Source organism: Janthinobacterium sp. P210005, assembly GCF_036231865.1.
Classification (GTDB): domain Bacteria; phylum Pseudomonadota; class Gammaproteobacteria; order Burkholderiales; family Burkholderiaceae_D; genus Janthinobacterium; species Janthinobacterium kumbetense.
Map to the genome: position 1 here is coordinate 913952 of NZ_JAZARC010000001.1, position 24951 is coordinate 938902.

21 protein-coding genes are annotated in these 24951 nt (G+C 64.7%); 4 read left to right on the forward strand and 17 right to left on the reverse strand.

The features are described from left to right. Position 1 precedes the first annotated feature (1 nt). On the forward strand, positions 2–1144 hold the full coding sequence (locus VPH40_RS04020; RefSeq protein ID WP_328572737.1) for an aldo/keto reductase: 1143 nt from the start codon (positions 2–4) through the stop codon (positions 1142–1144). Here the strand turns inward: VPH40_RS04020 and VPH40_RS04025 are convergent. Then, the gene (locus VPH40_RS04025) at positions 1131–1676 is read right to left on the reverse strand and encodes an RNA 2'-phosphotransferase (protein ID WP_328572738.1); all 546 of its coding nucleotides are present in this window, start codon (positions 1674–1676) and stop codon (positions 1131–1133) included. The two genes, VPH40_RS04020 and VPH40_RS04025, sit on opposite strands and share 14 nt — an antisense overlap. A 17-nt stretch (positions 1677–1693) precedes the next feature. After that, positions 1694–3772, reverse strand: a complete 2079-nt coding sequence (locus VPH40_RS04030; RefSeq protein ID WP_328572739.1) for a TonB-dependent receptor — start codon at positions 3770–3772, stop codon at positions 1694–1696. Positions 3773–3865: 93 nt separating this feature from the next. On the opposite strand from VPH40_RS04030, the gene VPH40_RS04035 reads away from it, so the two are divergent. Continuing rightward, positions 3866–5089 carry a response regulator gene (locus VPH40_RS04035; RefSeq protein WP_328572740.1) on the forward strand — a complete coding sequence of 408 codons (1224 nt, stop codon included), beginning with the start codon at positions 3866–3868 and terminating at the stop codon, positions 5087–5089. Here the strand turns inward: VPH40_RS04035 and VPH40_RS04040 are convergent. Then, positions 5071–5448, reverse strand: a complete 378-nt coding sequence (locus VPH40_RS04040) for an immunity 22 family protein (RefSeq protein WP_328572741.1) — start codon at positions 5446–5448, stop codon at positions 5071–5073. The two genes, VPH40_RS04035 and VPH40_RS04040, sit on opposite strands and share 19 nt — an antisense overlap. Before the next feature lie 2 nt (positions 5449–5450). After that, entirely contained in the window at positions 5451–8144 is a 2694-nt protein-coding gene (locus VPH40_RS04045; protein WP_328572742.1) for a polysaccharide deacetylase family protein, read from the reverse strand. 173 nt (positions 8145–8317) lie between these two features. Between VPH40_RS04045 and VPH40_RS04050 the strand changes: the two genes are divergently transcribed. Beyond that, the gene (locus VPH40_RS04050; RefSeq protein WP_255206395.1) at positions 8318–8440 is read left to right on the forward strand and encodes a hypothetical protein; all 123 of its coding nucleotides are present in this window, start codon (positions 8318–8320) and stop codon (positions 8438–8440) included. Between the two features lie 19 nt (positions 8441–8459). Here VPH40_RS04050 and VPH40_RS04055 read toward each other — a convergent pair whose 3' ends face one another. The 8 genes from VPH40_RS04055 to VPH40_RS04090 are packed head-to-tail and all read right to left on the reverse strand — an operon-like array spanning position 8460 to position 16249. Further along, on the reverse strand, positions 8460–9515 hold the full coding sequence (locus VPH40_RS04055) for an ABC transporter substrate-binding protein (protein WP_289914576.1): 1056 nt from the start codon (positions 9513–9515) through the stop codon (positions 8460–8462). Positions 9516–9563: 48 nt separating this feature from the next. Beyond that, entirely contained in the window at positions 9564–10622 is a 1059-nt protein-coding gene (locus tag VPH40_RS04060; protein ID WP_328572743.1) for an ABC transporter substrate-binding protein, read from the reverse strand. A gap of 33 nt (positions 10623–10655) precedes the next feature. Next, positions 10656–11537: an ABC transporter ATP-binding protein gene (locus tag VPH40_RS04065; protein ID WP_328572744.1), complete on the reverse strand. Its 882-nt coding sequence runs from the start codon at positions 11535–11537 to the stop codon at positions 10656–10658. Then, on the reverse strand, positions 11534–12799 hold the full coding sequence (locus VPH40_RS04070; RefSeq protein WP_328572745.1) for an MFS transporter: 1266 nt from the start codon (positions 12797–12799) through the stop codon (positions 11534–11536). Before VPH40_RS04070 ends, VPH40_RS04065 begins: the two co-directional genes overlap by 4 nt. Then, positions 12792–13556: an ABC transporter permease gene (locus tag VPH40_RS04075; RefSeq protein ID WP_328572746.1), complete on the reverse strand. Its 765-nt coding sequence runs from the start codon at positions 13554–13556 to the stop codon at positions 12792–12794. Before VPH40_RS04075 ends, VPH40_RS04070 begins: the two co-directional genes overlap by 8 nt. Then, positions 13553–14407, reverse strand: coding sequence for an ABC transporter permease (locus VPH40_RS04080; RefSeq protein WP_328572747.1), 855 nt, complete (start codon positions 14405–14407; stop codon positions 13553–13555). Before VPH40_RS04080 ends, VPH40_RS04075 begins: the two co-directional genes overlap by 4 nt. After that, a complete protein-coding gene (locus VPH40_RS04085; RefSeq protein WP_328572748.1) occupies positions 14404–15477 on the reverse strand; it encodes an ABC transporter substrate-binding protein in 1074 nt (357 codons plus the stop codon). Before VPH40_RS04085 ends, VPH40_RS04080 begins: the two co-directional genes overlap by 4 nt. Positions 15478–15499: 22 nt before the next feature. Further along, positions 15500–16249, reverse strand: a complete 750-nt coding sequence (locus VPH40_RS04090) for a class II aldolase/adducin family protein (protein WP_305052138.1) — start codon at positions 16247–16249, stop codon at positions 15500–15502. A gap of 225 nt (positions 16250–16474) precedes the next feature. Between VPH40_RS04090 and VPH40_RS04095 the strand changes: the two genes are divergently transcribed. Further along, positions 16475–17527: an ABC transporter substrate-binding protein gene (locus VPH40_RS04095; RefSeq protein ID WP_328572749.1), complete on the forward strand. Its 1053-nt coding sequence runs from the start codon at positions 16475–16477 to the stop codon at positions 17525–17527. Between the two features lie 62 nt (positions 17528–17589). On the opposite strand, the gene VPH40_RS04100 is transcribed toward VPH40_RS04095, so the two are convergent. The 5 genes from VPH40_RS04100 to VPH40_RS04120 form a co-directional block, all read right to left on the reverse strand. Further along, positions 17590–19962 carry a TonB-dependent receptor gene (locus VPH40_RS04100; RefSeq protein ID WP_328572750.1) on the reverse strand — a complete coding sequence of 791 codons (2373 nt, stop codon included), beginning with the start codon at positions 19960–19962 and terminating at the stop codon, positions 17590–17592. 220 nt (positions 19963–20182) lie between these two features. Beyond that, positions 20183–21337 carry an LLM class flavin-dependent oxidoreductase gene (locus VPH40_RS04105; RefSeq protein WP_099667790.1) on the reverse strand — a complete coding sequence of 385 codons (1155 nt, stop codon included), beginning with the start codon at positions 21335–21337 and terminating at the stop codon, positions 20183–20185. Positions 21338–21371: 34 nt separating this feature from the next. After that, positions 21372–22463, reverse strand: a complete 1092-nt coding sequence (locus tag VPH40_RS04110) for an LLM class flavin-dependent oxidoreductase (RefSeq protein ID WP_328572751.1) — start codon at positions 22461–22463, stop codon at positions 21372–21374. Positions 22464–22696: 233 nt separating this feature from the next. Beyond that, entirely contained in the window at positions 22697–23902 is a 1206-nt protein-coding gene (locus VPH40_RS04115; RefSeq protein ID WP_442906608.1) for a sigma-54 interaction domain-containing protein, read from the reverse strand. A gap of 183 nt (positions 23903–24085) precedes the next feature. Next, positions 24086–24949 carry an HET-C-related protein gene (locus VPH40_RS04120; RefSeq protein ID WP_328572752.1) on the reverse strand — a complete coding sequence of 288 codons (864 nt, stop codon included), beginning with the start codon at positions 24947–24949 and terminating at the stop codon, positions 24086–24088. Positions 24950–24951 lie beyond the last annotated feature (2 nt).

Sequence of the window (24951 nt, forward strand, 5' to 3'; positions counted from 1 at the left end):
CATGACAAGCAAACACGACACGCCCACGGACCGTCGCGACTTCCTGCTGGCGGCGGGCGGCCTGGCCGCCGCGCCGTTGATCGGCCAGGCGCAGGGCCGGACGGTGCAGGCAACGGTGGCGAACCGCCGCAAGCTGGGCCAGCTGGAAGTATCGAGCCTGGGCATGGGCGTGCAAAACATGAGCCGCACCTACCAGACGACGATCCCCAGCCGCCCGGAGATGCACAGGATCATCCGCACGGCGTTCGAGCGGGGCGTCACCTTGTTTGACGCGGCCGAGGCGTACGGACCGCACGAGGTGGAGAGGATACTGGGCGTAGGCGTGGCGCCGTTTCGCAACGACATCGTCATCGCCACCAAGTTCGGCTGGAATATCGACCAGCAGACGGGCCAGCGCCGTCCGGGCCTGAACAGCCGCCCCGCGCACATCAAGCTCGTGGTCGAAGGCATGCTCAAACGCCTGCGCACGGACCGCATCGACTTGCTGTACCAGCACCGGGTCGACCCGCAAGTGCCGATCGAGGACGTGGCCGGCGCCGTGCAGGAGCTGATGCGGGAAGGAAAAGTGCTGCATTGGGGCTTGTCCGAGATGGGATTATCAACGCTGCGGCGCGCTCATGCCGCCCTGCCCGTTTCCGCCGTGCAAAGCGAATACTCGATGCTGTGGCGCGGGCCGGAAGATGGCGTGCTGGTCCTGTGCGAGGAACTGGGCATCGGCTTTGTGCCGTGGAGCCCGCTGGGCGTCGGCTTCCTGGCGGGTGCCATCGACGCGAAGACCCGCTTTGCCGACGGCGACATCCGCCAGCTCGAATCGCGTTTTTCACCGGAAAACCTGCCGCACAACCTGGCGCTGGTGGCCCTGGTGAATAGCTGGGCCACGCGCAAGCAGGTGACACCGGCGCAGATCGCCCTGGCCTGGCTGATGGCGCAGCGGTCGTGGATCGTGCCGATTCCCGGCACCACGCAGATGGCGCACCTGCTGGACAATATCGGCGCGGCGGGTGTGCGCTTGACGGCGGCGGAGGTGGCCGAGCTGAACCAGGCCGTGGCCGCCATCCGGGTGCGAGGGGCAAGGCTGCCCGATGCTGTGCTGGCCTACTCGGGCGTGGAAGCCGCAGTCCGGCCGCCCCTCAGGGAAAAGTGATAAAGGCTACCGGCACGGCGTCAGTCAGCCACACGCCGTTGTCGGACACATAAAACACGTGGCCCTGCGCCTGCATGGCGGCTGCGTCCACCGTCAGCACGACGGGCTTGCCGTGGCGCGCGCCCACGGCCACGGCCGTTTCGCGGCTGGACGACAGGTGCACGTGGTTGCGCGATCCCGGCAGCAGACCGCCGGCACGAATCGCCTCGACAAAGCGGCTGGCCGTGCCGTGGTACAGCATGGCGGGCGGCGTGGCGGGCGGCAGACCGATATCGACGGCGGCCAGGGAGTGGCCCTGGTTGGCGCGGATGCGCAAGCCGTCGGCGCTGATGGCGTAGCGCGTCTTGCTGTCGCGCGCCACCACGTCATCCAATTGTTCACGGGAAAGGCGGCGGCCATGCCGGGCCGATTGCGCCAGCAACTGGCCGATGTCGGCCCAGCCGTTGGTATCGAGCGCGAGGCCGATTTTTTCGGGGGCGTGGCGCAATATGAGGGAAAGAAATTTACTGGTATTTACTAAATGATCTGTCATGCCCCAGTCTACCGTTATCAGAACGCATATGACAAGGTCAGGCGTACGGAACGGGGTTCGACCGGATGAAAATGCCGGTCGTTCACCCCGTCCGCCGCCTCGCCAGGCAGGCGCGACGCATAGTAATAATCGATATCGCTGGCGCGCTTGTCAAACAGGTTGAACACGTCGAGCGACAACCGCGTCTTACGGTTGAGCTGATACGCCAGGCGCGCATACGCCAGTGTAGTCGACGCGGAGCGCACGCTATTGTCCTCGATCAAGGGACGGGGGCCAAAATAGCGCAATTGAAAAGCGCCCGACCACGGGCCCTGGTCCGTCACCGTCACGCCGAACGAAGCCACCTTGTCGATGGCGCCGGGGATGTGGTTGCCCGCCGGATCGTCTTGCGTATAGCGCGAGCGCGAAGCGGCCAGGTCCAGGTCGAACAGCAGCCAGGGCGCGGCGATGTAATGGTTGTTCCATTCGATGCCGTGGCGATGGCTGGCGCGGCTCGCTTCCGTCTCGCCCGCGTCGCCGACGAACAGCAATTCCGACGCGATGTCGAGGCGCCACAGGGCCAGCGAACTTTGCAGTCCCGGCAGCCATTCCGTGCGCGCCCCCAGTTCCACGCCTTTCGTCGGCACCAGGGGCGTCACGGGCGTGGCAGCTTGCCCGTCAGGCAGGCGCGTCTGCGTCGTGCCCCGTGCATCGTTGCTATGGAAACCCTTGCCGTAGTTCACGAAGAATTCCGTCTTGCTCCACGGACCAAGAATCAGGGACAGCTTGGGCGACACCACGTGGTCGTTCGCCGCGCCGCTGTTGCCAGCTATGCTGCTGGCCACATTGAAACGGTAGGCGTCGTAGCGCAAGCCCGCCACAGAACGCAGCCACGGCAGCCATTGCACGGTGTTTTCGCCGTACAGGCCGATGCTGGCTTCGCGCACGCTGTCTTCGCGCACCGTACTCTGCCGTACCCGATCCACCGTGTTGTACAGGCCCACGGGCGACAAGCGGTCGTAGCGGGCCTGCACGCCAACCTTGTTGCGCATGGGCAGTCCCGCCAGCTCCGTACTCCAGCTTTCGGCCGCGTTCACGCCCGCCACCGTGCGCCGCTCGCTTTGCTGGAACTGGTCGCCGGCGGCCGGATTGGCGAGGAAATAGGTGAAATCGCTGTTCAGCTCCAATTGCGAGCGGATCAGGTAGGCATCCAGTTCGAACAACCGCTTCTCCGTGCGCTTGCGCATGGCGTACGACAGGCTGTAGCGCGACGTGTCGCCGCCGTCGCTGGGCGCCAGCGAGCCGAAACGGCCGATCTGGCCCGACGCCACGGCGCGCAGCGGCACCTGGTCCGTGGCGTTCCAGCTGTTCTTGTACGCCATGCCCGTCACGCTGAAGCCGTCATCCGGCGTACCCTGGCTGTAGCGCAGCACGCCGCTATATTTACGCACGTTTTCCGGCACGTCCCAGGGACCGTTGTTGCGGTTCACTTCCAGGCCGTACAGCAAGGTGCCAGGCCCGGCAGCGGCCGAATCGGCGACGACGCCGCGCACATAGCCGTGCTGGCCGACGGATACGCTGGCCTGGCCTTGCGGCAATTTGTCGGCCAGGCGGATGCGGGCGCTGCCTGCCGAGGAAAAATCGCCTTCGCCGGCGAAATACGGCCCCTTCTTGTAATCGATGCGCTGCACCAGTTCGGGAATGAGGAAATTGAGGTCGGAATAGCCTTGCCCATGCGCATGCGTGCGCATGTTGACAGGCATGCCGTCGACGTAGGTGGCAAAATCCGTGCCATGGTCGAGGTTAAAGCCGCGCAGGAAATATTGGTTGGCCTTGCCGTCGCCGCTGTGCTGGGTGACGATCAGTCCCGGCACGAATTCCAGCAACTCGCCCGTGCGCAAGGCGGGCCGGTTGACGATCAGTTCATTCGTGATGACGCCCTGGCTGGCCGCGTCCGACGTGCCGACGGCGTTGTCATAGTGGCCCGTCACGCGCACGGTGCGCGACTCTTCGGCCCCTGTGGCCCCGTCGGCCGGAACTTGCGCCGCCACTTGGCGCCCCATGCCCAACAATGCCAGTGCACAAGCTGCCACCAGTTTGCGTTTTCTCAATAGCATCGCGTCTCCCCTTTTTATGATGTCAGTACGGGCTCCTGCTGGCTATATACGCGGCGGATGGGCGCCTGGATTCAGCCTTTTCAAGGAGCGAGCGTGAACCTGAACGACAGCACCGGCAAGGCAGGCAGTCCCCCTTCCGACGTGCGCAAACGCGACGTGCTGCCGTATATCCTGCTGTTCATCCTGCTGGCGGGGCTGCTGGCCGTGCTGGCGGGCGCCCTGTTGCCGCCCTACTACCATGCCGTGCCTGCCCTGCTGTGGAGCCTGGGCTTTTGCGTCAGCGGCATGCTGCTGGGATTCCTGTTCGGCATACCGCGCACCCTGCCCTCGGGCACCGTCAACATGGCGCCGCACGACGAGCGCAGCAATGGCAAGGACCGCGCCACGGACGAGCCGCCGGCCGCCGGGGCCGATGCGGCGACGGGCAACGCCAGCAATACCCTGTTCCTGGGCACGCCCACGCCCATGGAAATCAATTCGAATCTGGTGGAAGTGTCGGACTGGCTGACGAAAATCATCGTCGGCGTGGGCTTGATCGAGCTCAAAAGCCTGCCCGGCAGCGCGCGCAACATGGCCGCCTTCATCGCACCAAGCCTGGACACGGACACGCCCACAGCCATGGCCGTCGTGGGTGGCATCATGCTGTTCTTTTCCGTGCATGGTTTTCTGATCGGCTACCTGCTCACGCGTATTTACCTGTCGATCATGATCAAGCGCGCCGACAGCATGGTCAAGAACGAATCCGTGCGCCTGCAAAGCGGCAAGGAAATCGAAGTGGCGGAACTGAGCCGTTTGCAGCAAAAATCGCTGGAGGACATGCAGGAAGCCGTGACGCAGCTGTTGCTGGCCCATCCGCCGTGCGAGGGCGCGGCCGTCACGGCCCTGGCCGGCATGCCGGCGGAGAAAAAACCCGCCAGCCTGGTGCTGTGGCTGGACGACCATCCGCGCAACAATACCTTGCTGGTGGAACAGCTGGAACGGGAAAACATCAAGGTGGACCAGGCGGTTTCGACGCGGCAGGCGCTGGCCATGCTGCAACAAAAGCCCTATGCGCTGCTCATCACGGACATGGCGCGGGTGGAAAACCGCCGGCGCATCAAGGATGCGGGCATACGCACGGTGCGCGAAGTGCAGCAAGCCCAGCCCGGACTGCCCATCATCGTGTATTGCAGCAAAAATACGATCGCCAGCTACGGCACGGAAGCGGAGGCGGCCGGCGCACGCTTCATCACCACCTCGGGCACCAGCCTGCTGGCCAGCGTCAACAAGCTATTGCATGAGGAACGGGGGGATGGCGCTCAATCTTCCACGCAGTAACGGTAACTGCCCACGTAATGCAGCGAACTGCGCTGCGGGTGCGCCAGTTGATTCGGCGCAAACACGCACACGCTGGCATCGGCCAGCACGCACTGCGCGTCCGCGCATGCCTGCGCCAGCCAGCTGTCGCCATACGACGCGCCATCGAGCAGCTGCGCCAGCGGCGCGGCCGACGCCAGCATGGCGCTCTCGAAACAGGCCGGCTCATAGGACGTGAGGCCCGTTTCCAGAAAGAATGGCGACGGCACGGCATCGCCGTCTTCCGTGTACGTGGGCGCCAGATAAGCCTGCAGCGCTTCCCAGCTGGGAAAGCGCCCGTTGCAGGCAAATACGTGGACGATGGGCACGCTGTCGGACACGCTTACAGCTTCTCCATCTTTTGCCGCACGGCCGGCGCCGTCGAAGCCGTCGGCGCCAGTTCCAGATAGGTTTTATAGGCCGCTTTCGCCTTGGCCGCATCGCCGGCCTTGGCATACGCGTCGCCCAGGTTCAGGTAGGCAATGGCGCGCGACGGGTCCATCTTGACCGTGTTTTCAAACCAGCGGGCCGCTTCGCGGTATTTTTCCTGCTTGTAGAAGACAAAGCCCAGGTTGTTCGCCGCCAGCGCAAAGTCGGGGCGCAATTTCAGCGCTTCCGTAAATTGCGCTTCCGCCGCCGCATACTGTTTCTCCTTGTACAGCTGCAAGCCCCGGTCGTTGGCCCGTTGCGCCAGCTGGCGCGTGGACGACGGCACGGCGCCCGGCGTGACGATCTTCTGTTCGCCGCCCTGCAAATCCTTCACCGTCACGCTGGCCGCTGCCGGTTTGGCGTCGAGCTTGCTATTCAGGGCGATGGCTTCCGTCGACAGCTGTGTCGTGTTCGGGCTGAGGAATTCCGTCTCGCCCGGCAATTCAAAGACGAAATCGCCCCCTTCCGAGCCAGGCAGGCTGCCGAATGCGGGCGTCTGGTTCGAGACGCTGGACACGGCCGGCGCCACATAGGCCGCCAGTTCCGTCGCCGTGATGAGGCCGTCGCCATTCAGGTCGCCCTTGCCCGCCAAGCCTTGCAGCAGGGTCCACGTGAACACGGAGTGGCCGTTCGGTCCGCCGTCGGCCACCAGCTGGTCGCCGCCGCCCGCCGTCAGCATTTGCCGGCCGATGCGCTTGGCGTTGTCGCGCAGGAAGGAACTGGAACCGGCGCCGCGCGTCAGGCCCAGGCCGCTGTAGCAGGCATCCATGACGAAGAACGCGTGCTTGGCCGTCAGCGATTCCGCGATATTCTGGATTTCCGTCATCGGAATCGCATCCGTGGCGAACTGCGCCGGGTCGGAATCGACGGGCACGATGTAGCCGAGGTCGCGTCCGGAACTGAGCTTGCGCGTGGCGCCGTGGCCGGCGAAGAAGACGAAGATGCGGTCATTCTTTTGCACGCCGCCATGCGCCAGCTTGTCGTGGAAGGCGGCCAGGATATTGTTGCGCGTCGCTTCGCCATTTTTCAGGGTCACGACGCGCTCGGGCGCGAACGCGAATTTCTCGATCAGCGTCTCGCGGATGCCTTGCGCGTCGCGCACCGCATATTGCAATTTCGGCCATTTCGCATAATCGTCGATGCCGATCACCACGGCCCAGGAATTGGCGTAACCGGTGGTGACGGGCACCTTTTCCGGCGCCGGGGCCGTGCTTTTCGCGACCTGGAAGCTCGTGCCATCCCAACCCGCGAATTGATAGCCTTCGGCGATCAGCTTGTCGAGCACGGCCGGCAAGGCTTTCACCGTACGTTCATGGATGTCGTGGAACAGGACGATACCCCGTCCCGCCTTGTCGACGGACGCCAGCACGCGATTGGTGATCGAGCTGGGCACGGGGTCGGCCCAGTCCAGCGAATCGATATTCCACATCACGGATTTCAAGTGCGCATCGGCCAGCGCGGCCATGCCTTCGCTGTTGCGCGCGCCATACGGAAAGCGGAACAGCGCGGCCCGCTCGGGGCTGATGGCCTTCAACAGCGTATCGGTGCCGAGGATTTCGCCTTTCAGCTTGTCGCCCGTCTGTTTCGACAATTGTGCGTGGCTGAAACTGTGGTTGCCCACGGCATAGCCTTCTTTCATCAGCTTGCGGCTCACTTCCGCGCCCGCGCCCAGCTTGGCATGGCCTTCCGCGTCCAGACTGCCCAGGTTGCGGCCCACGTTGAAGAACACGGCCGGCACGCCATACTGTTTCAGGATGGCGCTGATTTCTTCCGTGTAGCGGCGGTGCGGGCCGTCGTCAAAGGTCAGCACGATGGTTTTCTTCGGCAAGCCGAGGCCGAAGATTTCCGCTTCGTCCTTCTTGGATGCGGGCTTGGCTTCGGGTACGGAGCCAGCCGGCGGTGTTGCATAGGGCACGACGATGCCGTTTTCCTTGAGAATCTGTTCGCGGCTGTAGAGTTTCTTCAGCTGCGCCACGTAATCGTCCCACCGTTCACGCTTGAGTTCGATGGCGCGCTGGCCCAGGTTGCCGAAGATTTGCCGGATTTCCTTCTCGTAGTTGCGCTCGATCTCGCCCAGCGCGTCGAGGTCTTCGGAAATGCGCTTGTGCAGCTTGATCGCCGGCAAGGACGAATCCTTGGCCACGTCGGCCAGCATGCTTTGCAGCAGTTCGCGGAACGCCAGGCGGTCCGCGTCGTACAGGCCGGGATCGGATTCGATATAGGTCAATAAACTGTCGAGCGCCTCGAAGCGGCCCGGATTGGTGGGCGCCGTCAGTTGGTCGAGCGCCGCATCGAGCCTGGCGATGCGCTCCTGGTTTTCATGGAACAGCGCCTGCCCCACTTTGCGGGCTTCGTCGCGCGCGCCTTCGGGCAGACTTTGCTCGTCGGCCAGCAGCACGATAATCTTGCGGAAATTGCCCAGCAAGTCGCGGAATTGGGCGGCCACGGCGGCCGTTTCGACGGTCGATTGGGGAGCGACGGCCGGATTGCCCGCGGCGGGAGCGCCCGGCGCGGCGGTGGCGGCGGGACGGGTGTACGTATAAATGCCGGCCCCAGCGGCGAGTGCCACGACAACGGTGGCGGCGATCTTGATCGGCTTGGAAGTCACAGGCTTGTCATTCCCTTCACATACTATGCATAGCATTCAGATGGCGCGGATGCGCAAGATGCATAATTGTAAAGCACGCCTGGCACAAGCTCAGCCCGCACGGTGAATTTCGGCAATAATATGGCTGTAAATATGGCAACCAAGCTCCATCGAGCATAAAAACGGAAAAGACGATGCACAAGAAACTCTGCGCAGCCGCGCTGATGCTGGGCGTGGCCCTGATGTTGCTGCAACTGCGCGCGCATGCGGGCGACGACGTGATCAACGTGGCGGGACGCGTATGCCTGCCCCATTGAGCCGCGTCCCGCGCTGACGCTACACCTTGGCCGGCTCCCAGTAATTGGCCAGTCCCAGCTTTTTCAAGCCGGCCGCGACGAAACGCGGTTCCAGCAATTCTTCCGCCGTCAACGGTTGCCGGATCAGCTTTTGTTCCTGCGCAAACGCCAGCACCCGGCGGTAATGGCGGTACACGGCGTCGTCGTACAGGGGCGACCAGCGCTCCTTCCACTGCAAGCCCGGATCGTCGTAACTGCGGCGCACCACGCTGTCGGGCGTGCCGTTGCGCGTGCCATCCTTGATGACGGCTTCGCGGTTGCCGTCGAGCGCCGCCCAATGCTGGGCCCGCAGCCAGGCCGTGGCTACCAGTTCCGCGATGTCGGGATGGGCTTGCGTAAAGTCGCGCCGCGCCCACAGTTCCGCGCGCATTTTACGCTCGGGTAAGCCCTTGCTGGACCAGATGATGCGGCCGATGCCCTTGTCTTCCAGCGGATAGCCATTGATCATGAACAAGGCGTCGACGGCGCCCGTGGCCAGCGCGGCCGTGCCCGGTTTGAGGTCCATATTAATCAGCCGAAAATCCGTGGGCGACATGCGCTGGTCGGCGATCAGCTGGCGCAAGCCCAGTTCCCACGGCCGGCCCCGGTGCACGCTGATGCGCTTGCCTTTCAGCTCGGCCAGCGACGTGGCGCGCGAACCGGTGGGCACCAGCAGGAACTGGTCCGTACCCCTCCCCGCCGGCACGATCACCTGCGTGCGCACGCCGCCCGCGTTGAGTATGACGGACGGCAAGTCGCCATACGCGGCCATGTCGATGCGTCCGCTGGCGAACGCTTCATTCATCGTGGCGCCCGTGTCGCCCGTGACGGGCAGCCATTCCAGCCGCACGCCCCGCTGCTTCAGTTCGCGCGCCAGCCAGCCTTCCTGCTGCACCCGGTAAGCGATGCCGCCCAGTTCCGCCTTGCCGTTTTCCGCAAAGCCCGTCGAGGCGATGCGCAGGGCCGCCGGCGGCGCCCCCGCCCCTTTCGCTGCCGACACTGCCTGTCCCGCCAGGGGCAGCAGCGCCAGCCCGCCCATCACCGTGCGTCGCCGCATCGCATTCTCCTCATCATCAAGCATGACCACTGTTGACGTACTTCCCGCTCAAGCCGCCCGGCGCGCGTGCGCCAGCGCCGCTTCGAAAGGACGGGGGTCGATCCACGCGCGCACGTCGACCTTGCTGGGCAGAAAGTTCCAACGGAACAGGAAATCGCTGAAATCCTGCAAGCCCGCGATCGACGTTTCCGCCAGGTCCGTGTCCAGGCGCAGATGCGCATCCTTGCCGTAGGCCACCTGCACCCAGTGCTCGCTGGCATTCGATTCGCGCGCGAGGAAACGGCGCGTCTCGTCCGCATGGCCGCGCGCCCACGCTTCTGCCCGCAGCACCTGGTCGACCAGGGTGACGGCGGAAGCAAAATGGTTGTCCAGCAAGTGCGCATCCACGCTCAGGGTGCGCGGCGTGCCGTTGTTGGCGCGGATCAAGGGTTCCGGGTGGCTGCCCGTGTCGATCACCGTATGCAAGCCGAACTGCTGCGCCAGCTGGGCGGCCGACGCGCCTTTCAGGAAGATGGCGTCCACCTCGCCCCGCAAGAGGCCCAGCAATTCAGGGCTTTGCCCGCCGCGCCGCGCGCCGCTGAACAGATTCGTCGCCGCGCCCTTTTCCGGCGGCGCCTCGCTCTGGCCTGTGTTGACCACATAATCGACCAGTTCCACGTCCGCCACGGCCAGCCCTTCCAGGCTCAGCGCATTTTCCAGCCCCCGCAAGGCTTGCGCGCGCGCAAAGTCAATCTGCGCCCTGGCCCACAGGGGCAAGCCGAAACGCCGGCCCTTCAAGTCGCGCACCGTCTGGATGCCGCTGCCGGGCAAGGTCAATATCAGCTGCGTCTCGTCCGACCACGACAGGCCGATCACGCGCGTGTCGCGTCCCGCCGCGCGCGCCCACAGGGCGGGGATATTGCCGCCGTGACGCACGGAATTTTGCAGGGTATGGTCGAAATGCGATTCGCGCACGGCTTCCTGGTCCGATTCGCGCAGCGAGCGCAAGCCGGTGCCGTCGGCGCGCAAGGCTTCTTCCAGCCAGCCTTGCTGCAAAGCTATCCCCAGGCCCGTGGGGACGGGGCAGCGCGTGTACCACAGGGTGTCGAGTGCGTTGCTATTGCTCATCTTGTATCTCCAGGTTGATAGATATCAAAAAAACTACAGCGCCATCCTGCGCGCCCATTCATTGCCATCCCACAAGCTGCTGGGGTGTTCTTCCCGCGCCACGGGCGCGTGCGATTCGTCGAGGTCGCTGAAATCCGCATGCAAGCCGTCGCGGATGGCGACAAAGCCGGCCGAACCCCGCTGGCGCGGATGGGCCAGCGGCACGTCCTGCACGCGGCGCACCTTGCCGGGACGCGCGTCGAGCACGACGATGCGGTCGGCCAGGTAGACGGCTTCATCGATGTCATGCGTGACCATCACCATGGTGATGCCCTCGTCCTGCCACAGGCGGCGCAGCTCCTGCTGCAAGCGCAAGCGGGTCAGCGCGTCGAGCGCGCCCAACGGTTCGTCCAGCAGCAGCACGTCGGGCCGTCCCACGAGGGCGCGGGCAATGGCCGCCCGCTGTGACATGCCTCCAGACAACTGATGCGGATAGGCATCCGCATAGCCATCGAGGCCCACGCGCGTGATTTCCGCCGCCACGCGCGCGTCGCGCTCGGCCAGCCGCACCTTGGTATTGCTGAAAGCCACGGCCACGTTTTGCTGCACCGTCAGCCAGGGGAACAGGCGGTGATCCTGGAACACGAGGCCCCGACGCAGATCCGTGCCACGGATGGGCACGCCATCGTGCAGCAGCAAGCCCGTGTAATCCGTGTCCAGGCCTGCCAGCAGGCGCAGCAGGGTTGATTTACCGCAACCTGAGGCGCCCACGATGGCGACGAATTCGCCCGGCGCGATGGTCAGCGAAATATCGTCGAGCACGGGCAGCGGCGCGCCTTTCAGGGAAAACGACTTGCTCACGTGCTGCACTTGCAAGCCGCCGCTCAGGTGCTGCTGTTGCGGCGACAAGGCCGATGGGGAAACAAAATCATTCATGGCGCACTCTCTGCGGTGGGGGCGAGGGAAGGAATGGCGGCGGGCGGCGAGCGGCGCAGCCAGCGGCTGCCGTGGAAAACCAGCCAGGCGGCCAGCCAGGGAAATAGCCAGATCAGGAACACATTGCGCAAGCCCGTCAAGTCGGCTAGGCGGCCCGCCGCCAGCGCGCCGGCCGTGCCGCCCACCATGCCGAACAGGGTCAGATGGGCGGAAACGCGGGCCTTGTCGACGGGGGCGCGGGCGATATTGTCCGTATTGACGAGGTTATTTACGCCCAGGCCAAGCCCCAGCAGCACGGAGGCACCCAGGTAGGCGATGCTGGAAGGCCACAGGCCGAGGATCAGCAAGGCCGCCATGATGGCCAGGTGGGCGCCGCCATACAGTTGCTCGCGATAGCGGCTGGCCAGCACGAAACGGCCCAGTAACAGCAGCACCAGCACGCAACTGAGTCCCTGCACGGCCATCAGCCAGACGGAGTGGTGGGCAGGCCAGTGCAGCACGCGGATGGCCAGCAAGATGGAAAACACGCCCACGCTGGACGCCGTGAAGCTGGCGAGGATTTCAAACAGATAAGTCACGCGCACGATGGGCAGGCGCAGCAGTTCGCGCAGGCTGGCCGCGCCCGGCAGCGTGGGGTGACCGGCCTGCTTGCGCGGCGCCGTATTGTCAGGCAACACTTGCCAGCCCAGCACGGCCAGGATGGCGAACATCAGGGCCGAAATCAAAAATCCCGCCTTCAGCCCCAGTTGCGCGATCAGGTAATTGCCGCACAGGGGCCCGAGGAACTGCATGCCGAGTATCAACGTCCCCTTGTACCAGCCCGCCTTGCCCTGCCCCAGTTCCGGCAAGCGCACGAGAAACACGGTACTCATGGCCACGATGCGCAGGGAAATGCACAAGCCCACCAAAAACATCAGCAAGGCCACCCATTGCCAGCCGGGCAGCCACGGCAGCACGCAAAAGGCCAGCGCCAGGCTCAGGCTGACGCCCGCGTACAAATGCTTCGGATTGCCGCGCGACAAGATGTAGCCGGCAGGAATGGTGCCCAGCGCCATGGCCAGGGTTTCCGCGCTGCTGATCGCGGCCAGCTGAAAGTTGCTCACGTGCAAATGCAGTCCCAGCAAGGTGGCCAGCACCTTGTTCATGCCGATGGTCACGCCCGACAGCAGGGTCAGGCCGATAAAGCGCAGCAAGAAGGCGCGTAACTCCCCTTCGCGGGCGCTGACGGCCGCGTCCGGTTGGAATGGCAGGGATTCACTCACTGCTGCGCCCCTTCACCAGCAGGCGCGCGAGGCGCGCAAACGCCACGTTCATCGCCTGCGCCAGCAAGGCGATCACGAGCACGGCCAGCAAGACGACATCCATGCGGCCCGACACTTCGCCATTGAGCAGCAATGAACCCATGCCGGGACCGGCTGAAAACAGCAGCTCGCCGCCCAGGCAAGCGAGCCAGGCGAACGCCAGTGCATGCGTGACACCCGTGACGATGGCCGGCATGGCGCCCGGCAACAAGATCTGGCGCAAGGTCTGCCAGCGCGTCAGGGTCAGCACCTGCCCCACTTCGCGCAAGCGCCCTTCCACCTGGCGCATGCCCGCATAGGTGTTGAGCACGGTAGGATAGAAGGCGGCGATGGCGATCACCAGCAGCTTGGCGCCGTCGCCATTGCCCACCCACAAGCCCAGCAAGGGAATCAGGCCCAGCAACGGTACTTGCCGGATGCTGTGGAACAGGGGGCCGATCAATCGGTCCGCCAGCGGCGACTGCGCCATCAGCGCGCCCGTGACGATGCCGGCGCTGCCGCCCAGCAACAAGCCGGACAGGCTACGGCCCAGGCTGGCGCGCAGGTGCACCCACAGCTCGCCCGTGATCACCAGGTCGCGCAAGCTGTGCGCCAGGTCGCCCAGGGAGACAAAGATATACGCGGCCGCCGCGCCCTGGCCGGACGCCCATTGCCAGGCGCCCAGCAAGGCCAGCGGCAACAGCGCGCCTTTGATGATCTGGATCAAACGTTGTTTCATGCGGCGCCTCCCTTACCATCGCCACTACGCTTCCAGCGCATCAGCCGTGCTTCCAGCGCGTGGCAAGCCCGGTCCAGGCCGAAGCCGATCACGCCCGTCAGCACCACGCCCACCATCACCACGTCGAGGCGGAACATTTGCCGGCCCATTTCCATCATCTGGCCCAAGCCGCTGTCCGCGGCCAGCAATTCCGCGCCCACCAGCACCATCCACGAGCGCGACAGGGCGATGCGCATGCCCGTCAGCGCGGCCGGCACGATGGCCGGCAGGACGATCAGGCGGATGCGCTGCCAGCGCGAGAAGCAATACACTTGCGCTACCTCAAAGTAGCGCAGCGACAGGTTGCGGATGGCGTCATGCACGGCCAACGCAACGATGAAGAAACTGGCCTTGGCAACAATAAACGCTTTAAAACTCTCGCCTATGCCGAACAGCAAGATGAACAAGGGGATCAAGGCGACGGTCGGCAACTGGCGCAAGACATTGAAGGTGGGGTCGACATAGGCGCGCAAGCCAGGAGACAGCCCCAGCACGACGCCAAAGGCCAGGCCGCAGCTGGCGCCCAGGCCGAAGCCGGCCAGCAGGCGGAACAGGCTGATGCCCAGGTGCTGGCCCAGTTCGCCGCTTTCGGCCAGGTCGCGCGCCGTCAGCAGTACTTGCCATGGCGACATCAAAATATGCGCAGGCATCCACTCGAAGGTGGTGGCGGCCGTCCACAGCAGCAGCAAGGCCAGCGGCGACGCCCACACGGACCAGGGTGAACGGATAAAGCGCTGCAGCAAGGAGACTGAGGCTGCACGCGCTGGCGCGGGGGTGCGCGGCAAGGCGATGGCGCGGGCGATGGAAGTCATGGCGCCCAGTACGTTTGCAGTTTCAGCTGCGCCAGCGCCGTGTTGACGAACTGGGGCGCAAACAGGCTGTCGACTTGCAGGGGCCGCCCGATCAAGCCCGCGCTCTTCGCATATGCGGCCTCGCCCACATAATGCTGGCGCAGGCTGGCCGTAAACAAGGGCGACCAGCGCGCCTGCCACGGCGTGTGGTCGCCCGCCAGTTCGCGCCGCACCACGCTTTCCACCTGGCCCGCAGCCGCCTCCGTGCGTACGTATTCGTCTTCGCCGCCCGCGCCGGCGGCCCGGTGGTGTTCGCGCACATAGGCCGTCACCACCAGCTGGGCCAGCTGCGGCCAGCGTTGCAGGAAGCCGCTGTCGGCCCACAGCTCGGCGCGCATCTTCCAATCCTGCGGCGGCGCCTTGCTCGACCAGATGATCTTGCCGACCTTTTTATCTTCCAGCAAGAAGGCGTCGCTGAGGGTAAAGAAGGCATCCGCGCCGCCCGTCGCCACGGCCGCCGCGCCCGCCTGCGGATTCAGGTTGAGTATCTTGACGTCGCGCAAGGTCATGCCGTTCGCTTCCAGCAGGCGGGCAAACGGGTACTCCCACGGCCGCCCCCGGTGCAGGGCGATCTTCTTGCCCTTCAAGTCCTGGATGGATTTGGCCGTGGAACCGTTCGGCACCACCAGATAGGTGTTGTTGGCGCTGCCGCCGGGCAAGATCAGCCGCGTCTGCAAGCCCGAGGCATTGGCGATAATCGACGGCAAGTCGCCATACTGGGCCAGGTCGATCGAATGGTTGGCAAACGCTTCGTTGACCTGCGTCGCCACGGAATTGGTGGTGACGGGCACCCATTCCAGCTTCACGCCCAGCTTGCCCAGTTCGGCCGACAGCCAGCCCGTCGATGCCACCTGGGCGGCGGAACCGGCAAACACGGTCTTGCCGGACGGCGCCGTGCGGGCCACGACGGCGATGCGCACGGCGGCCGGCAGCGGCTCGGCCGCCACAGCGATGGCTGGCGCCAGCAGGCTGACCGCCACGGCGGCGGCGACTGCCTTGCGCCAGATCAAACGTAAGAATTTCAATGACATTGCGGGCCTGTTCGTGAAAGGGTTACACCAGGTCGGTGGCGGGCAGCAGCGACAAGGCGCGCGCCGTGTCGATCAGCTTGCTCATCTTCCATTGCTGCAGCAGCACGCCGGGACCGAAATCGCGCGAACCGCCGATGGCTTCGGCCGCGATCTGGATCTTCGCGCCCTCTTCCAGCAGCAGGATGAATTCGGCCAGCTTCAGCAAGCCCTGTTTGCCCCACACGGTGGCGCCGCCATTCGCTTCCAGGATGGCCGTCGCATGCGTGTTGCGGGCGATTTCACCGAGGATGAAATCGACTTCCGGCTGGCGGCGGTCGATATAGATGGGAATTTCGCGCACCAGCTGGTAGCGCTGCACGGGCACGTAGCGGATCGGCAGGGTGCGGTGCGTCTGCGCCCATGCGCCCAGCGACGGCGAGTGCACGTGCGAGATCGACGTGACCTCCGGCCGCTCGCGGAACAGTTTTAAGTAGCGCGCGCCGCCGTTGTTCGCGTCGCCCGCGAGCACCGTGCCGTCGAGCGCCAGCACGGCCGCCTTCAGGGCCTGGCCGCGGCGGAACGGGCCCGGATCGTTGACCACCACCACCTTGTCGCCGCCCGGCGTGCGCTCGACGAAGCCCACCGTGCCGTTGGCCGTCAGGCTGCCCGTCTCGCGCAAGCCGTCGAAGGCGGTCTGCGCATCGCGGCGCACCTGTTCCACGAAGGCCAGTTCGGCCGCCGTCAACTCCTGCACCTGTACTTGTTGTGCTTCCGCTTGTGCCACGTCCGTCATGTCATGCTCCATTCGTTGGGGTTGGAATACGGGTCAGTCCTGCCTCTACTTTCGCAAGACGCGTGCCAGCGCCAGCGCCAGGAAATTGGTGCATGGCTGCTGCCTGCGCAACAGCGGCTGCTGGCATGGCAGCAGCACCGTCCACACACGCTGTCGGCCAGCCAGCAAGCGGCGCGGGCACGTTTCCTGCACGGTTACAGGCTTCCACCACCACGAAGGAATTCCATGACTACCGTAACTGTCCCCGCCGTCGATACCGTCTGGTTCACCCGCTGCCCCGTGCCCACAGCCACGGGCCTGGCCTACAAACTGGGCTGGCTGGACGAGGAATTCGCCCGCGACGGCATCGCGTTAAAGACCCTGCAGGAAGTGGGCGGCGAGCTGGCGCGCCACCACTACGACCATGGCTTGTCCACGCTCGTGCGCGAAGGCGGCAACCTGCTGGCCCTGCCCGCGCGCGCGCAAGGGGCGCCCACGCGCTTGATCGGTCTGACCTGGATCGACGAGTGGCAAGCCATCCTCGTGCGCCCCGGCTCCGGCATCGCGACGCCCGCGCAGCTGCAGGGCAAGCGTCTGGCGCTGCCCGTCTTCCGCGCCGAGGACTTGCGCGACAACCGGCGCGGACGCAGCATCGCGCGCGGCATGAGCCTGGCCGGCTACAAGGGCGTGCTGGCGTCGGCCGGCCTCACGCTCGACGACGTGCAGCTGGTGGAAGTGGGCGGCGAGGCGCCGGCGCAAGCCAATCTCGGCGCGGGACTGTGGCAAGGCATCGCGCCGCTGCTGCGCGGCGAAGTCGATGCCGTCTACGTAAAAGGCGCGGCGGCGGCCGAGGCGGCCCGCGCGGCGGGGCTGGAAGTGGGCATAGACATCGACGCCCTGCCCGACCGGCGCTTCCGCGTGAATAACGGCACGCCGCGGCCGATCACCGTGCATGAGACCATGCTGGAGCAGCATTTCGAGCTGGTCGTGCGCTTCCTGACGCAAACCCTGCGCGCCGCGCACTGGGCCCGCAGCCACAAGGAAGACGTGCTGGCCATCCTGCAGGGCGAGACGCGGGCCGGCGCCGACGCCGTGGCCGAAGCCTACCGTGACGGTTTTCACCTGACCCTGGCGCCCGACCTGTCAGAGGAAAAAGTGGCGCTGTTCCGCCAGCAGAAGGATTTCCAGCTGCAGCACGGTTTCCTCGACCGCGACGTGGATATCGGGGCGTGGATCGACCGCCGGCCTTTGGAAGAGGCGCAGCGGCGCCTCGACGCGTTGCTGCACGTGGCGGCCTAAGCTGGCGCCATAAACGACAAGGCCGGCGCAATCGCCGGCCTTTCTACATCAGGCGGTCAGGCTCAGAACTGCAGCGTGTACGATGCCCCCACCGTGCGGCCCTGGCCGATGATGACGGTGTCGCCATTCACGGCGCCCGGCACGAAGCTGGTGAGCGTGTGGTTGCGGTAGACCTTGTCGGCCAGGTTGTTCGCATATGCCGTGATGCGCTGCTTGCCGCCAGGGAGCACGTACGACAGGCGTGCATTGGCCAGCGCGAAGCCGCCCTGGTTCAGCAAGTCGCGCGCGGCATTTTGCGGGTCGACATAGTAGTACTGCTTCGACGTGTAGCGCACGTCGCCGCTGAACACCAGCTGCGCGCCATTGCCCAGCGGGTAGCGGTAGTCGGCCGCCAGCAAGGCCGTCACGTGGGGCGAGCGCACGAATTCATTGCCGGAGCGGTCGCCGCCATTGTTCTGGATGGCGAAATCGTCGAATTCCGTGCGCAGCAGGCCGATATTGGCGTTGAGGTGCAGGTTGTCCGTCGGCTGCGCCTCGAGCTCGAATTCCGCACCGTTCACGTGGGCCTTGCGCACGTTTTGCAGGTAATTGACGCTTTGCGTGGGGTCGCCGTTGTACACGCCCGTGATATTCACCTGCACGTTCTTGTAGTCATAGTGGAAGACGTTGGCGTTGAAATTCAGGCGCCCGTCCAGCCATTCCGACTTGATGCCCGCCTCGAAGGAATTCAGGGTTTCCGGCTTGACCGTGTTCAGGGCGCGCACGTCCGTGGCGCTCGTGTTGTAGCCGCCCGACTTGATGCCGTGCGCGTATTTCAGGTAGCCGCGCAGGGTGCGGCTGAAGCGGTATTCGGGCGTCACGTCATACGTCAGCGCGTTCCACGTGGTCGACGGGTTCGACGTGAAATTGTTGTTGGCCACGGAAGCGGCCGCGTAATTGCCGCCCTTGACCGTGTTCCACCAGTTCGACGCATCGCCAAACGTCACCGTGTTCGATGCGGCCTGCACGCGGCGCAAATCGAGGTCCTTGGTTTCCGTCGTCCAGCGCAAGCCGAAGGTGGACAGGAACTGCTCGCTGAAGTTGACGGTCGTGCTGCCGAAGATGGCCGCGCTGCGCGCCTTGTGCTGGTAGACGGTGCGGTTGTAGCCGACGGGCTGTGTGCTGCCCGCCAGCGCCGGCACGGTGCCGTTGGGCAGGCGCGCGCCAGCCGAATCGGAATCGATCTTTTCATTGAAGTAGAACAGGCCCGCCACCCAGCTCACGGCGCCGTTTTGCGGCGACGTCAGGCGCAGCTCCTGCGATACCTGGCGGCTGCTGGCCTTCGAGCGGCTGCGGCCCACTTCCAGCGGCGTGTTGTCGCTGTCGCCCGTCGCCTCGTTGCGGAAGTTTTCATAGCCGGTGATCGACGTCAGGGTCAGCTCGCCCAGTGCATATTCCAGGTTCAGCTGCGCGCCGCCCTGTTTCACGTCGCTGTCGGCCGGCGCATTCGTGCTCACGTCATCGGGATTCGTGCTGGGGATGTAGCCATTGCGGTACACGCCATTCGCGCCATAGCTGGCCACGGTGGTGGTGGCGCCCTTGGTCGTGTAGTCGCGATAATGCAGGTTCAGATTGGCCGTCAAATCACGTCCGATCAGGGCCTTGAGCTGGCCGCGGATGGCGCTGTCCTTGAGCTTTCCATCGCGTTCGCCTGTAAACTGGTTGTGGAAGCGGCCCTTGTCCTGCTGCTCCGTGTGGAAGGACAAGCGCCCCGCCAGCACCTCGTCGACCAGCGCGCCGCCGATGGCCCCTTCGGCCAGCTTGGTGTCGTAGCTGCTGTAATCGACCTTGGCGTAGCCGCTGGACTTGAACGACGGTTTGCGCGAAATCACGTTGATGGCGCCGCCCGTCGTGTTCTTGCCCCACAGGGTGCCTTGCGGGCCGCGCAGCACTTCCACCCGGTCCAGGTCGAACAAGGGAAAACCCGTGGCGCTGGAATTGCTGATGTAGACGTCGTCGAGGTAAAAGCCGACGGGATTCGGGAAGTCGATCTGCTGTTGGCCCGCACCCACGCCGCGTATCCACCAGCGCGGGCGGCCATGCTGCTGCGTGCCGGCCGAGGCGTTCGGCACGTAATTGAGGATTTCGCTGGCCGAGCGGCCGATGCCCGTGTCGAGCAGCTCCTTGCCGCCCAGGACCGTGATCGCGCTCGGCACCTTCTGCGCGGATTCTTCGCGTTTTTGCGCCGTCACCGTCACCGATTGCAGCGCGGCGCCCTCGCCGGCGCCGTTCGCGTCGGCTGCGGCGATGACCTCTGCACCGGGCGCTTCGGCATGGGCCATGCCATGGACGAGCATCAGGCCGCCGATGGCGAAGGCCGAGCGCAGCGCGCGGCGCACTGGCGTCAAATGAAAGGGGAAAGAGGAAAAGGCGGCGGGGGCAGTCGAACGGCGCATGGGTGATTATCCTTGAGTAAAGTCAAAACGCGAGATGGTGATGACCTGTATTGCAAGGGGCATGCCCGCTGCCGCAGCGCAGCAAAATCGTCGTTAAGTGATTGATTTCAAAGGAAGACTATCGTCATGATAGTGCTGTTGATTTGGCAGCAGCGGCGCCGCCGCGTGCTGCCTGCGCGACAGCAGGCGGTGGCGCTGCTGTCGCGGCAACAGGGGATACTCAGGCAGCGCGCAGCAGTGCCGCCGTGTGGCCACGCACGAGGGGCAGCACTTCCTCGCCCACGCGGTACGCTTCTTCCAGGTGCGGCGTGCTGGCCAGGATGAAGGCGTCGGCGCCCAGCTGCACCAGTTCGTCGAGGCGTTCGGCCACTTGCTGGTAGCTGCCGACGATGCCCTGCGTCTGGCCGCCGCGCAGCAGGTTGAAGCCGGACCAGATATTCGGCGCCGTGATCAAGTCCTTGTAGCTGTTCAGGGTCGTCGGGCGGTTGCCCCGCTGGCGCGCCGCGCCCACGGAATCGCCGCCATCCGCGCCCAGGAACTGGCGCAGGGTGGCCGCATCGACGGCCTCGAAACCCTTGCGCACTTCGTCCCACGCCTCCTCTTCCGTGGCGCGGGCGACGATGTCGACGCGCACGGCGCACTTGATCTTGCGGCCCAGCAGCGCCGTCTTTTCATGCACGCGGGCGAATTTCTCGCGCAGCTGCTCGAACGGCTCCAGCCACGTCAGGTAGTAATCGGCATGCTTGGACGCAGAACCGAGGGCCGCGTCGGACGAGCCGGAAAAGTAAATCTCGGGGAAATCCTGCTCCGACAGCGGCGTGGCCAGGCCCGCATCCTCCACCTGGTAGAACTTGCCCTGGTAGGAAAACGGCCCGCCGCGCCACACGCCGCGCACCACGTCGAGAAATTCCGTCGTGCGCGTGTAGCGGTCGTCGTGGCCGGCCGAATCGCCCCACCACAGCTGCGCCGGACCGCCGCCGCCCGTGATCACGTTGTACAGCGCGCGCCCGCCCGTGGCCCGCTGCAGGCTGGCCGTCATGCGCGCGGCCACCACGGGGTTCAGGAAGCCGGGCTGGAACGGGATCATGAAGCGGAAAGTGCTCGTTTCACGCGCCAGCAGCGCGGAAATGGCCCACGGTTCGTCCGTCATGGGGAAAGATGGAATCAGACCGCCCTGGAAGCCGGACAATTCCGCCGCGCGGGCGATTTCCGCCAGGTAGTCGATATAAGTGAAACCGTCGGCGCCGCCGCCACCGAGGCCGGCCTGGCGCAGGTTGTCATTGCCGGGAAACCAGTCGCCGCGAAACGGCGTGCGGGCGCGGTGCGAACTCGGTTCGCCATGCGTGGGGATGCGCCAGAAAAAATCGATAGCCATATGGGTACTCCTTGAATAGGTTGGATACGGGGACTCAAGCCGCTTGCAGCTGGGCGCGCAACGCTGCCCGCACGCGGGGCAGCACGTGCTCGCCGATGCGGTAGGCTTCCTCGAAATGGGGAATGGCCGCCAGCACGAAGCTGGACACACCGGCTTGCGCGTAGGCTTCGAGCGCTGCGGCGACCTGTGCATGGCTGCCGACCAGGGCCCCGCGGGCGCCCGTTTGCGCTTGCGCAAAGCCGGGCCAGAACAAGGCTGCACCGCCCGCCGTGCCATCAGCCGACGGAGCATCGTCAGGCAGGCCCGCCCCGCTGCGGTAGCGGCGCGCGTCGCGCAAGGCTTCGTCGAACGTTTCGCGGGCCAGCACGTCGATGCGCAAGCCCGCCGCCACGGCGCGGCCCAGCTGGCGCGCCTGCGCATGCAGGCTGGCGATGGCGGGCTGCAAATCCTTCACGGGCGCCGCGTCAAAGACGTGCACGTCGGCCTGGCGCGCCGACAGGGCCAGCGCTTCAGGCGACTCGCCCGTCAGATAGATGCCGTTCACGGGATGGTTCGCCAGCGGCCCTTTGAAGCCCCCGTCCTGCACTTCGAAGAACTTGCCCTTGAAGCTGAACGGCGACGTATTCTGCACGCCGCGCGCCACCGTGATGAATTCATCGATGCGGGGCAGGATGTCGGCCTCCGGCGCCGCATCGCCCTGGCGCCGGCGCGCTGCCGCGTCGCCGCCAGGGCCGATCTGCCAGGCGAAGCGTCCCCCCGTGAAGCGCTGGAAGCTGACGGCGTTCTTTGCCGCATACACGGCCGAACCCCAGGCCGCGTCGAATTCCGCGATCAGTTTCAGGTGGCGCGTGCTGCGGGCCAGGTAGCCGGCGACGATCCAGCTTTCATCGCCCTGCGTATCGTGGCGCACCTGGATACCGTCGAAGCCGGAAAGATCGGCCGCGCGGGCGATCTGGTGCAAATAATCGAAATAATTGAATGGCGGACGCGCGCCGCGCGGGTCGCTCACGCCCGCCTGCAGGGGGCTGGGCGCGCCGGCGGCCCGTTCGCCGCGGCGCGTGATGCCGGGCGCCGCGTAACGGCCATCGCCGCTGGTGGGCAATTGCCAGATGAATTCTATGGTCATGCGTGGACTCCTGTCGTGGGTCGAAGAAAAGACCGTACGCGCATCGCGCAGCGGCCTGCCCTACCCTCCTCGCAGAAAACATGCCATGCCCAGGATGCCCGCCGCGGCCCGCCGCTGTTGATTTGGCAGCAATCCGCTGCCCCCATGGCAGCAATGTGCTGCGCGCGCAGCAGCCATGAAAAAAGCCGGAGCCGCATCGCTGCGGGTCCGGCTCCGGGAGGTCGCGCATGCGCCTAGTCGATGGCGCCCGCCTTTTTCAGGAAAGTACGCAGGATGTTGCGGCTCAAATTCAAGTGCCTGGCCGTGCGCACCTGGTTGCGCTCATTGCGCTCCCACGCGGCGCGCACCAGTTCCTGCTGCATCGCCTCGAATTCCACGGCTTCGCCCGAGTCGAGCAAGGCTTGCCAGGCGCGGGCAAAGCGCTCGGCCGCCAACAGATCGTCCTGGCCGGACGCGCCGTGGGCCGCATAGGCGATATCGGCGCCGCCCGCCCAGGCGTCTGGGACAGCCACGGAAACAGATGCGGGGACAGGTGCGGCAGCGGGCGCCCTGTGCCAGCCCGACAAACTCAAATCCTCGGCCCGCACGACGCCGCTGCGGCACACGAGCAGCGCGCGGTGGATGACGTTTTCCAGTTCGCGGATGTTGCCCGGCCATGGGTAGGCCAGCAAGGCCTCTTGCGCATCGAGGCCCAGTTCCACCTCGCCCAGGTGCAGGCGCTGCGCATAGATGGCCATGAAGTGGCGCGTCAGCGGCATGATGTCGCCCGGGCGCTCGCGCAGGGGACGCAGCGGCAGGCCGATCACCTGCAGCCGGTAATACAGGTCTTCGCGGAAGCGCCCTGCCCGCACGGCTTCGGCCAGGTCCACATTGGTGGCGGCGATCAGGCGCACGTCGATGGGGATGGCGCGCCGCGCGCCCAGGCGCACCACTTCGCGCTCCTGCAGCACGCGCAGCAGCTTGACCTGCATCGCCAGCGGCAAGTCGCCGATCTCATCGAGGAACAGGGTGCCGCCGCTGGCCGTCTCGAACCAGCCAGGCTTGCCCTGCTGCGCGCCCGTAAACGCGCCTTTTTCATAGCCAAACAGTTCGCTCTCGACGAGGGTTTCGGAAAACGCGCCGCAGTTGATCGCCACGAAGGTCTGTTCGGCGCGGCCGCTCAAGCCATGCACGTGGCGCGCAATCAGTTCTTTTCCCGTCCCCGTTTCGCCCGTGATCAGCACCGTCGCCTCGCTGGGGGCAATGCGTTCGATCAGCTCGTGCAACTGGCGCGAACGGGGGTCGGCAAAGACAAAGGCCGTGGCGCGTACCAGCAAGCTCATTTGCTGCGGGTCGCGGAAGGCGACCAGCGCCTCGCTGTCGCCGTCATCGCCCGCGCCGCGGGCCAGGTGGGCGCTGCGCGCGAAATCGCTGCTGAAGTTGTGGGCTAAGAGTTCCATGGGCCGACTATACCGCGCTCCATCTCCAGGCGTGAACGAATGGTGCCGCGCTAGCTTATCCGGAATTTGCATATGCGAAGAGCCGGGAGTGAACGCTGTTTTGTCGCAAACGGCGCACTTTGGCTGGCGATGGCGTCATCCCTCCCCGACTTCAACACTGACCTTGCGGGATTTGATTCGTCGCTACTTCAAAACGGTCGCCCGGCTGTCCACCAACACATCGAGTGTAATCGTTCCCTGACTTACTGCGTTTAAAATCGGCCACTCTGCGAATACGTCAAGAATAAATTTCTTTGAAGCATCTTTGGCAAGTCCCTGAGCCACTTCAAAATGGGTAACATTACCAAACTTTGAAATAGTTTTTTTCCCTCGATCAGTTTCCTTTGAGTCTTTAGCCATCTCTCCATGCGTTTCATATGGAACAGCACATTTCTTTGGTGCCCCCCAACTCACGTATCCAGATTTTAGACCCACCTCTTGCCATTTTTGAATATTCTCTTCTGCCTGGTCTCCCCAGGTTTTGACAACCTTGAAGTCCGATAAAGCGCTGGCATGATCGATATTGATTTCGACATAATTCGTGTGAGCATAGAAGTCCTGAATTCCATGCAGTGCCTGTCCCAGGGACAGGAAGGCCAGATTCAGTTCCAGATTCACCAACAATGGTTTTTTTGCCATGAGAAGAACCGTGGCCGCTTCAGCGTGCTCGTCCAGTTCGGCTTTAAGTTGTGCAATATAAGCGATAGCTCCGGAAAAATCACAGTTGTCGAAGTGGGCTTTTGATGCAGTCTGATGAACGATATCTTGCATGTAAAGTGCAATTTGCATTTGGCGCACATACCTCCGGCTGCTCAGGCCATCCAGCAGTATTTTATGCTCGCTTATCTTGAAATCAGAATTGCATCTCTCACAAATAACGGATATGGATTCATCTTTTGCCGCAGGAATTTCTTGCTGGATTTTTTCCATATCGATATCCGCTGCCGAGGCTCCCATAGCCATGAGCGAGAAAATGATAGCAACCGACTGCCGGAGGCTGTTAGACATCG

Bases quoted from the DNA above. Each gene is read 5' to 3' on its own strand.
- VPH40_RS04020 (WP_328572737.1), top strand. From the start codon at position 2: ATGACAAGCAAACACGACACGCCCACGGACCGTCGCGACTTCCTGCTG.
- VPH40_RS04025 (WP_328572738.1), bottom strand. From the start codon at position 1,676: ATGACAGATCATTTAGTAAATACCAGTAAATTTCTTTCCCTCATATTG.
- VPH40_RS04030 (WP_328572739.1), bottom strand. From the start codon at position 3,772: ATGCTATTGAGAAAACGCAAACTGGTGGCAGCTTGTGCACTGGCATTG.
- VPH40_RS04050 (WP_255206395.1), top strand. From the start codon at position 8,318: ATGCACAAGAAACTCTGCGCAGCCGCGCTGATGCTGGGCGTGGCCCTG.
- VPH40_RS04055 (WP_289914576.1), bottom strand. From the start codon at position 9,515: ATGCGGCGACGCACGGTGATGGGCGGGCTGGCGCTGCTGCCCCTGGCG.
- VPH40_RS04060 (WP_328572743.1), bottom strand. From the start codon at position 10,622: ATGAGCAATAGCAACGCACTCGACACCCTGTGGTACACGCGCTGCCCC.
- VPH40_RS04065 (WP_328572744.1), bottom strand. From the start codon at position 11,537: ATGAATGATTTTGTTTCCCCATCGGCCTTGTCGCCGCAACAGCAGCAC.
- VPH40_RS04075 (WP_328572746.1), bottom strand. From the start codon at position 13,556: ATGAAACAACGTTTGATCCAGATCATCAAAGGCGCGCTGTTGCCGCTG.
- VPH40_RS04080 (WP_328572747.1), bottom strand. From the start codon at position 14,407: ATGACTTCCATCGCCCGCGCCATCGCCTTGCCGCGCACCCCCGCGCCA.
- VPH40_RS04085 (WP_328572748.1), bottom strand. From the start codon at position 15,477: ATGTCATTGAAATTCTTACGTTTGATCTGGCGCAAGGCAGTCGCCGCC.
- VPH40_RS04090 (WP_305052138.1), bottom strand. From the start codon at position 16,249: ATGACGGACGTGGCACAAGCGGAAGCACAACAAGTACAGGTGCAGGAG.
- VPH40_RS04095 (WP_328572749.1), top strand. From the start codon at position 16,475: ATGACTACCGTAACTGTCCCCGCCGTCGATACCGTCTGGTTCACCCGC.
- VPH40_RS04100 (WP_328572750.1), bottom strand. From the start codon at position 19,962: ATGCGCCGTTCGACTGCCCCCGCCGCCTTTTCCTCTTTCCCCTTTCAT.
- VPH40_RS04105 (WP_099667790.1), bottom strand. From the start codon at position 21,337: ATGGCTATCGATTTTTTCTGGCGCATCCCCACGCATGGCGAACCGAGT.
- VPH40_RS04110 (WP_328572751.1), bottom strand. From the start codon at position 22,463: ATGACCATAGAATTCATCTGGCAATTGCCCACCAGCGGCGATGGCCGT.
- VPH40_RS04115 (WP_442906608.1), bottom strand. From the start codon at position 23,902: ATGGAACTCTTAGCCCACAACTTCAGCAGCGATTTCGCGCGCAGCGCC.
- VPH40_RS04120 (WP_328572752.1), bottom strand. From the start codon at position 24,949: ATGTCTAACAGCCTCCGGCAGTCGGTTGCTATCATTTTCTCGCTCATG.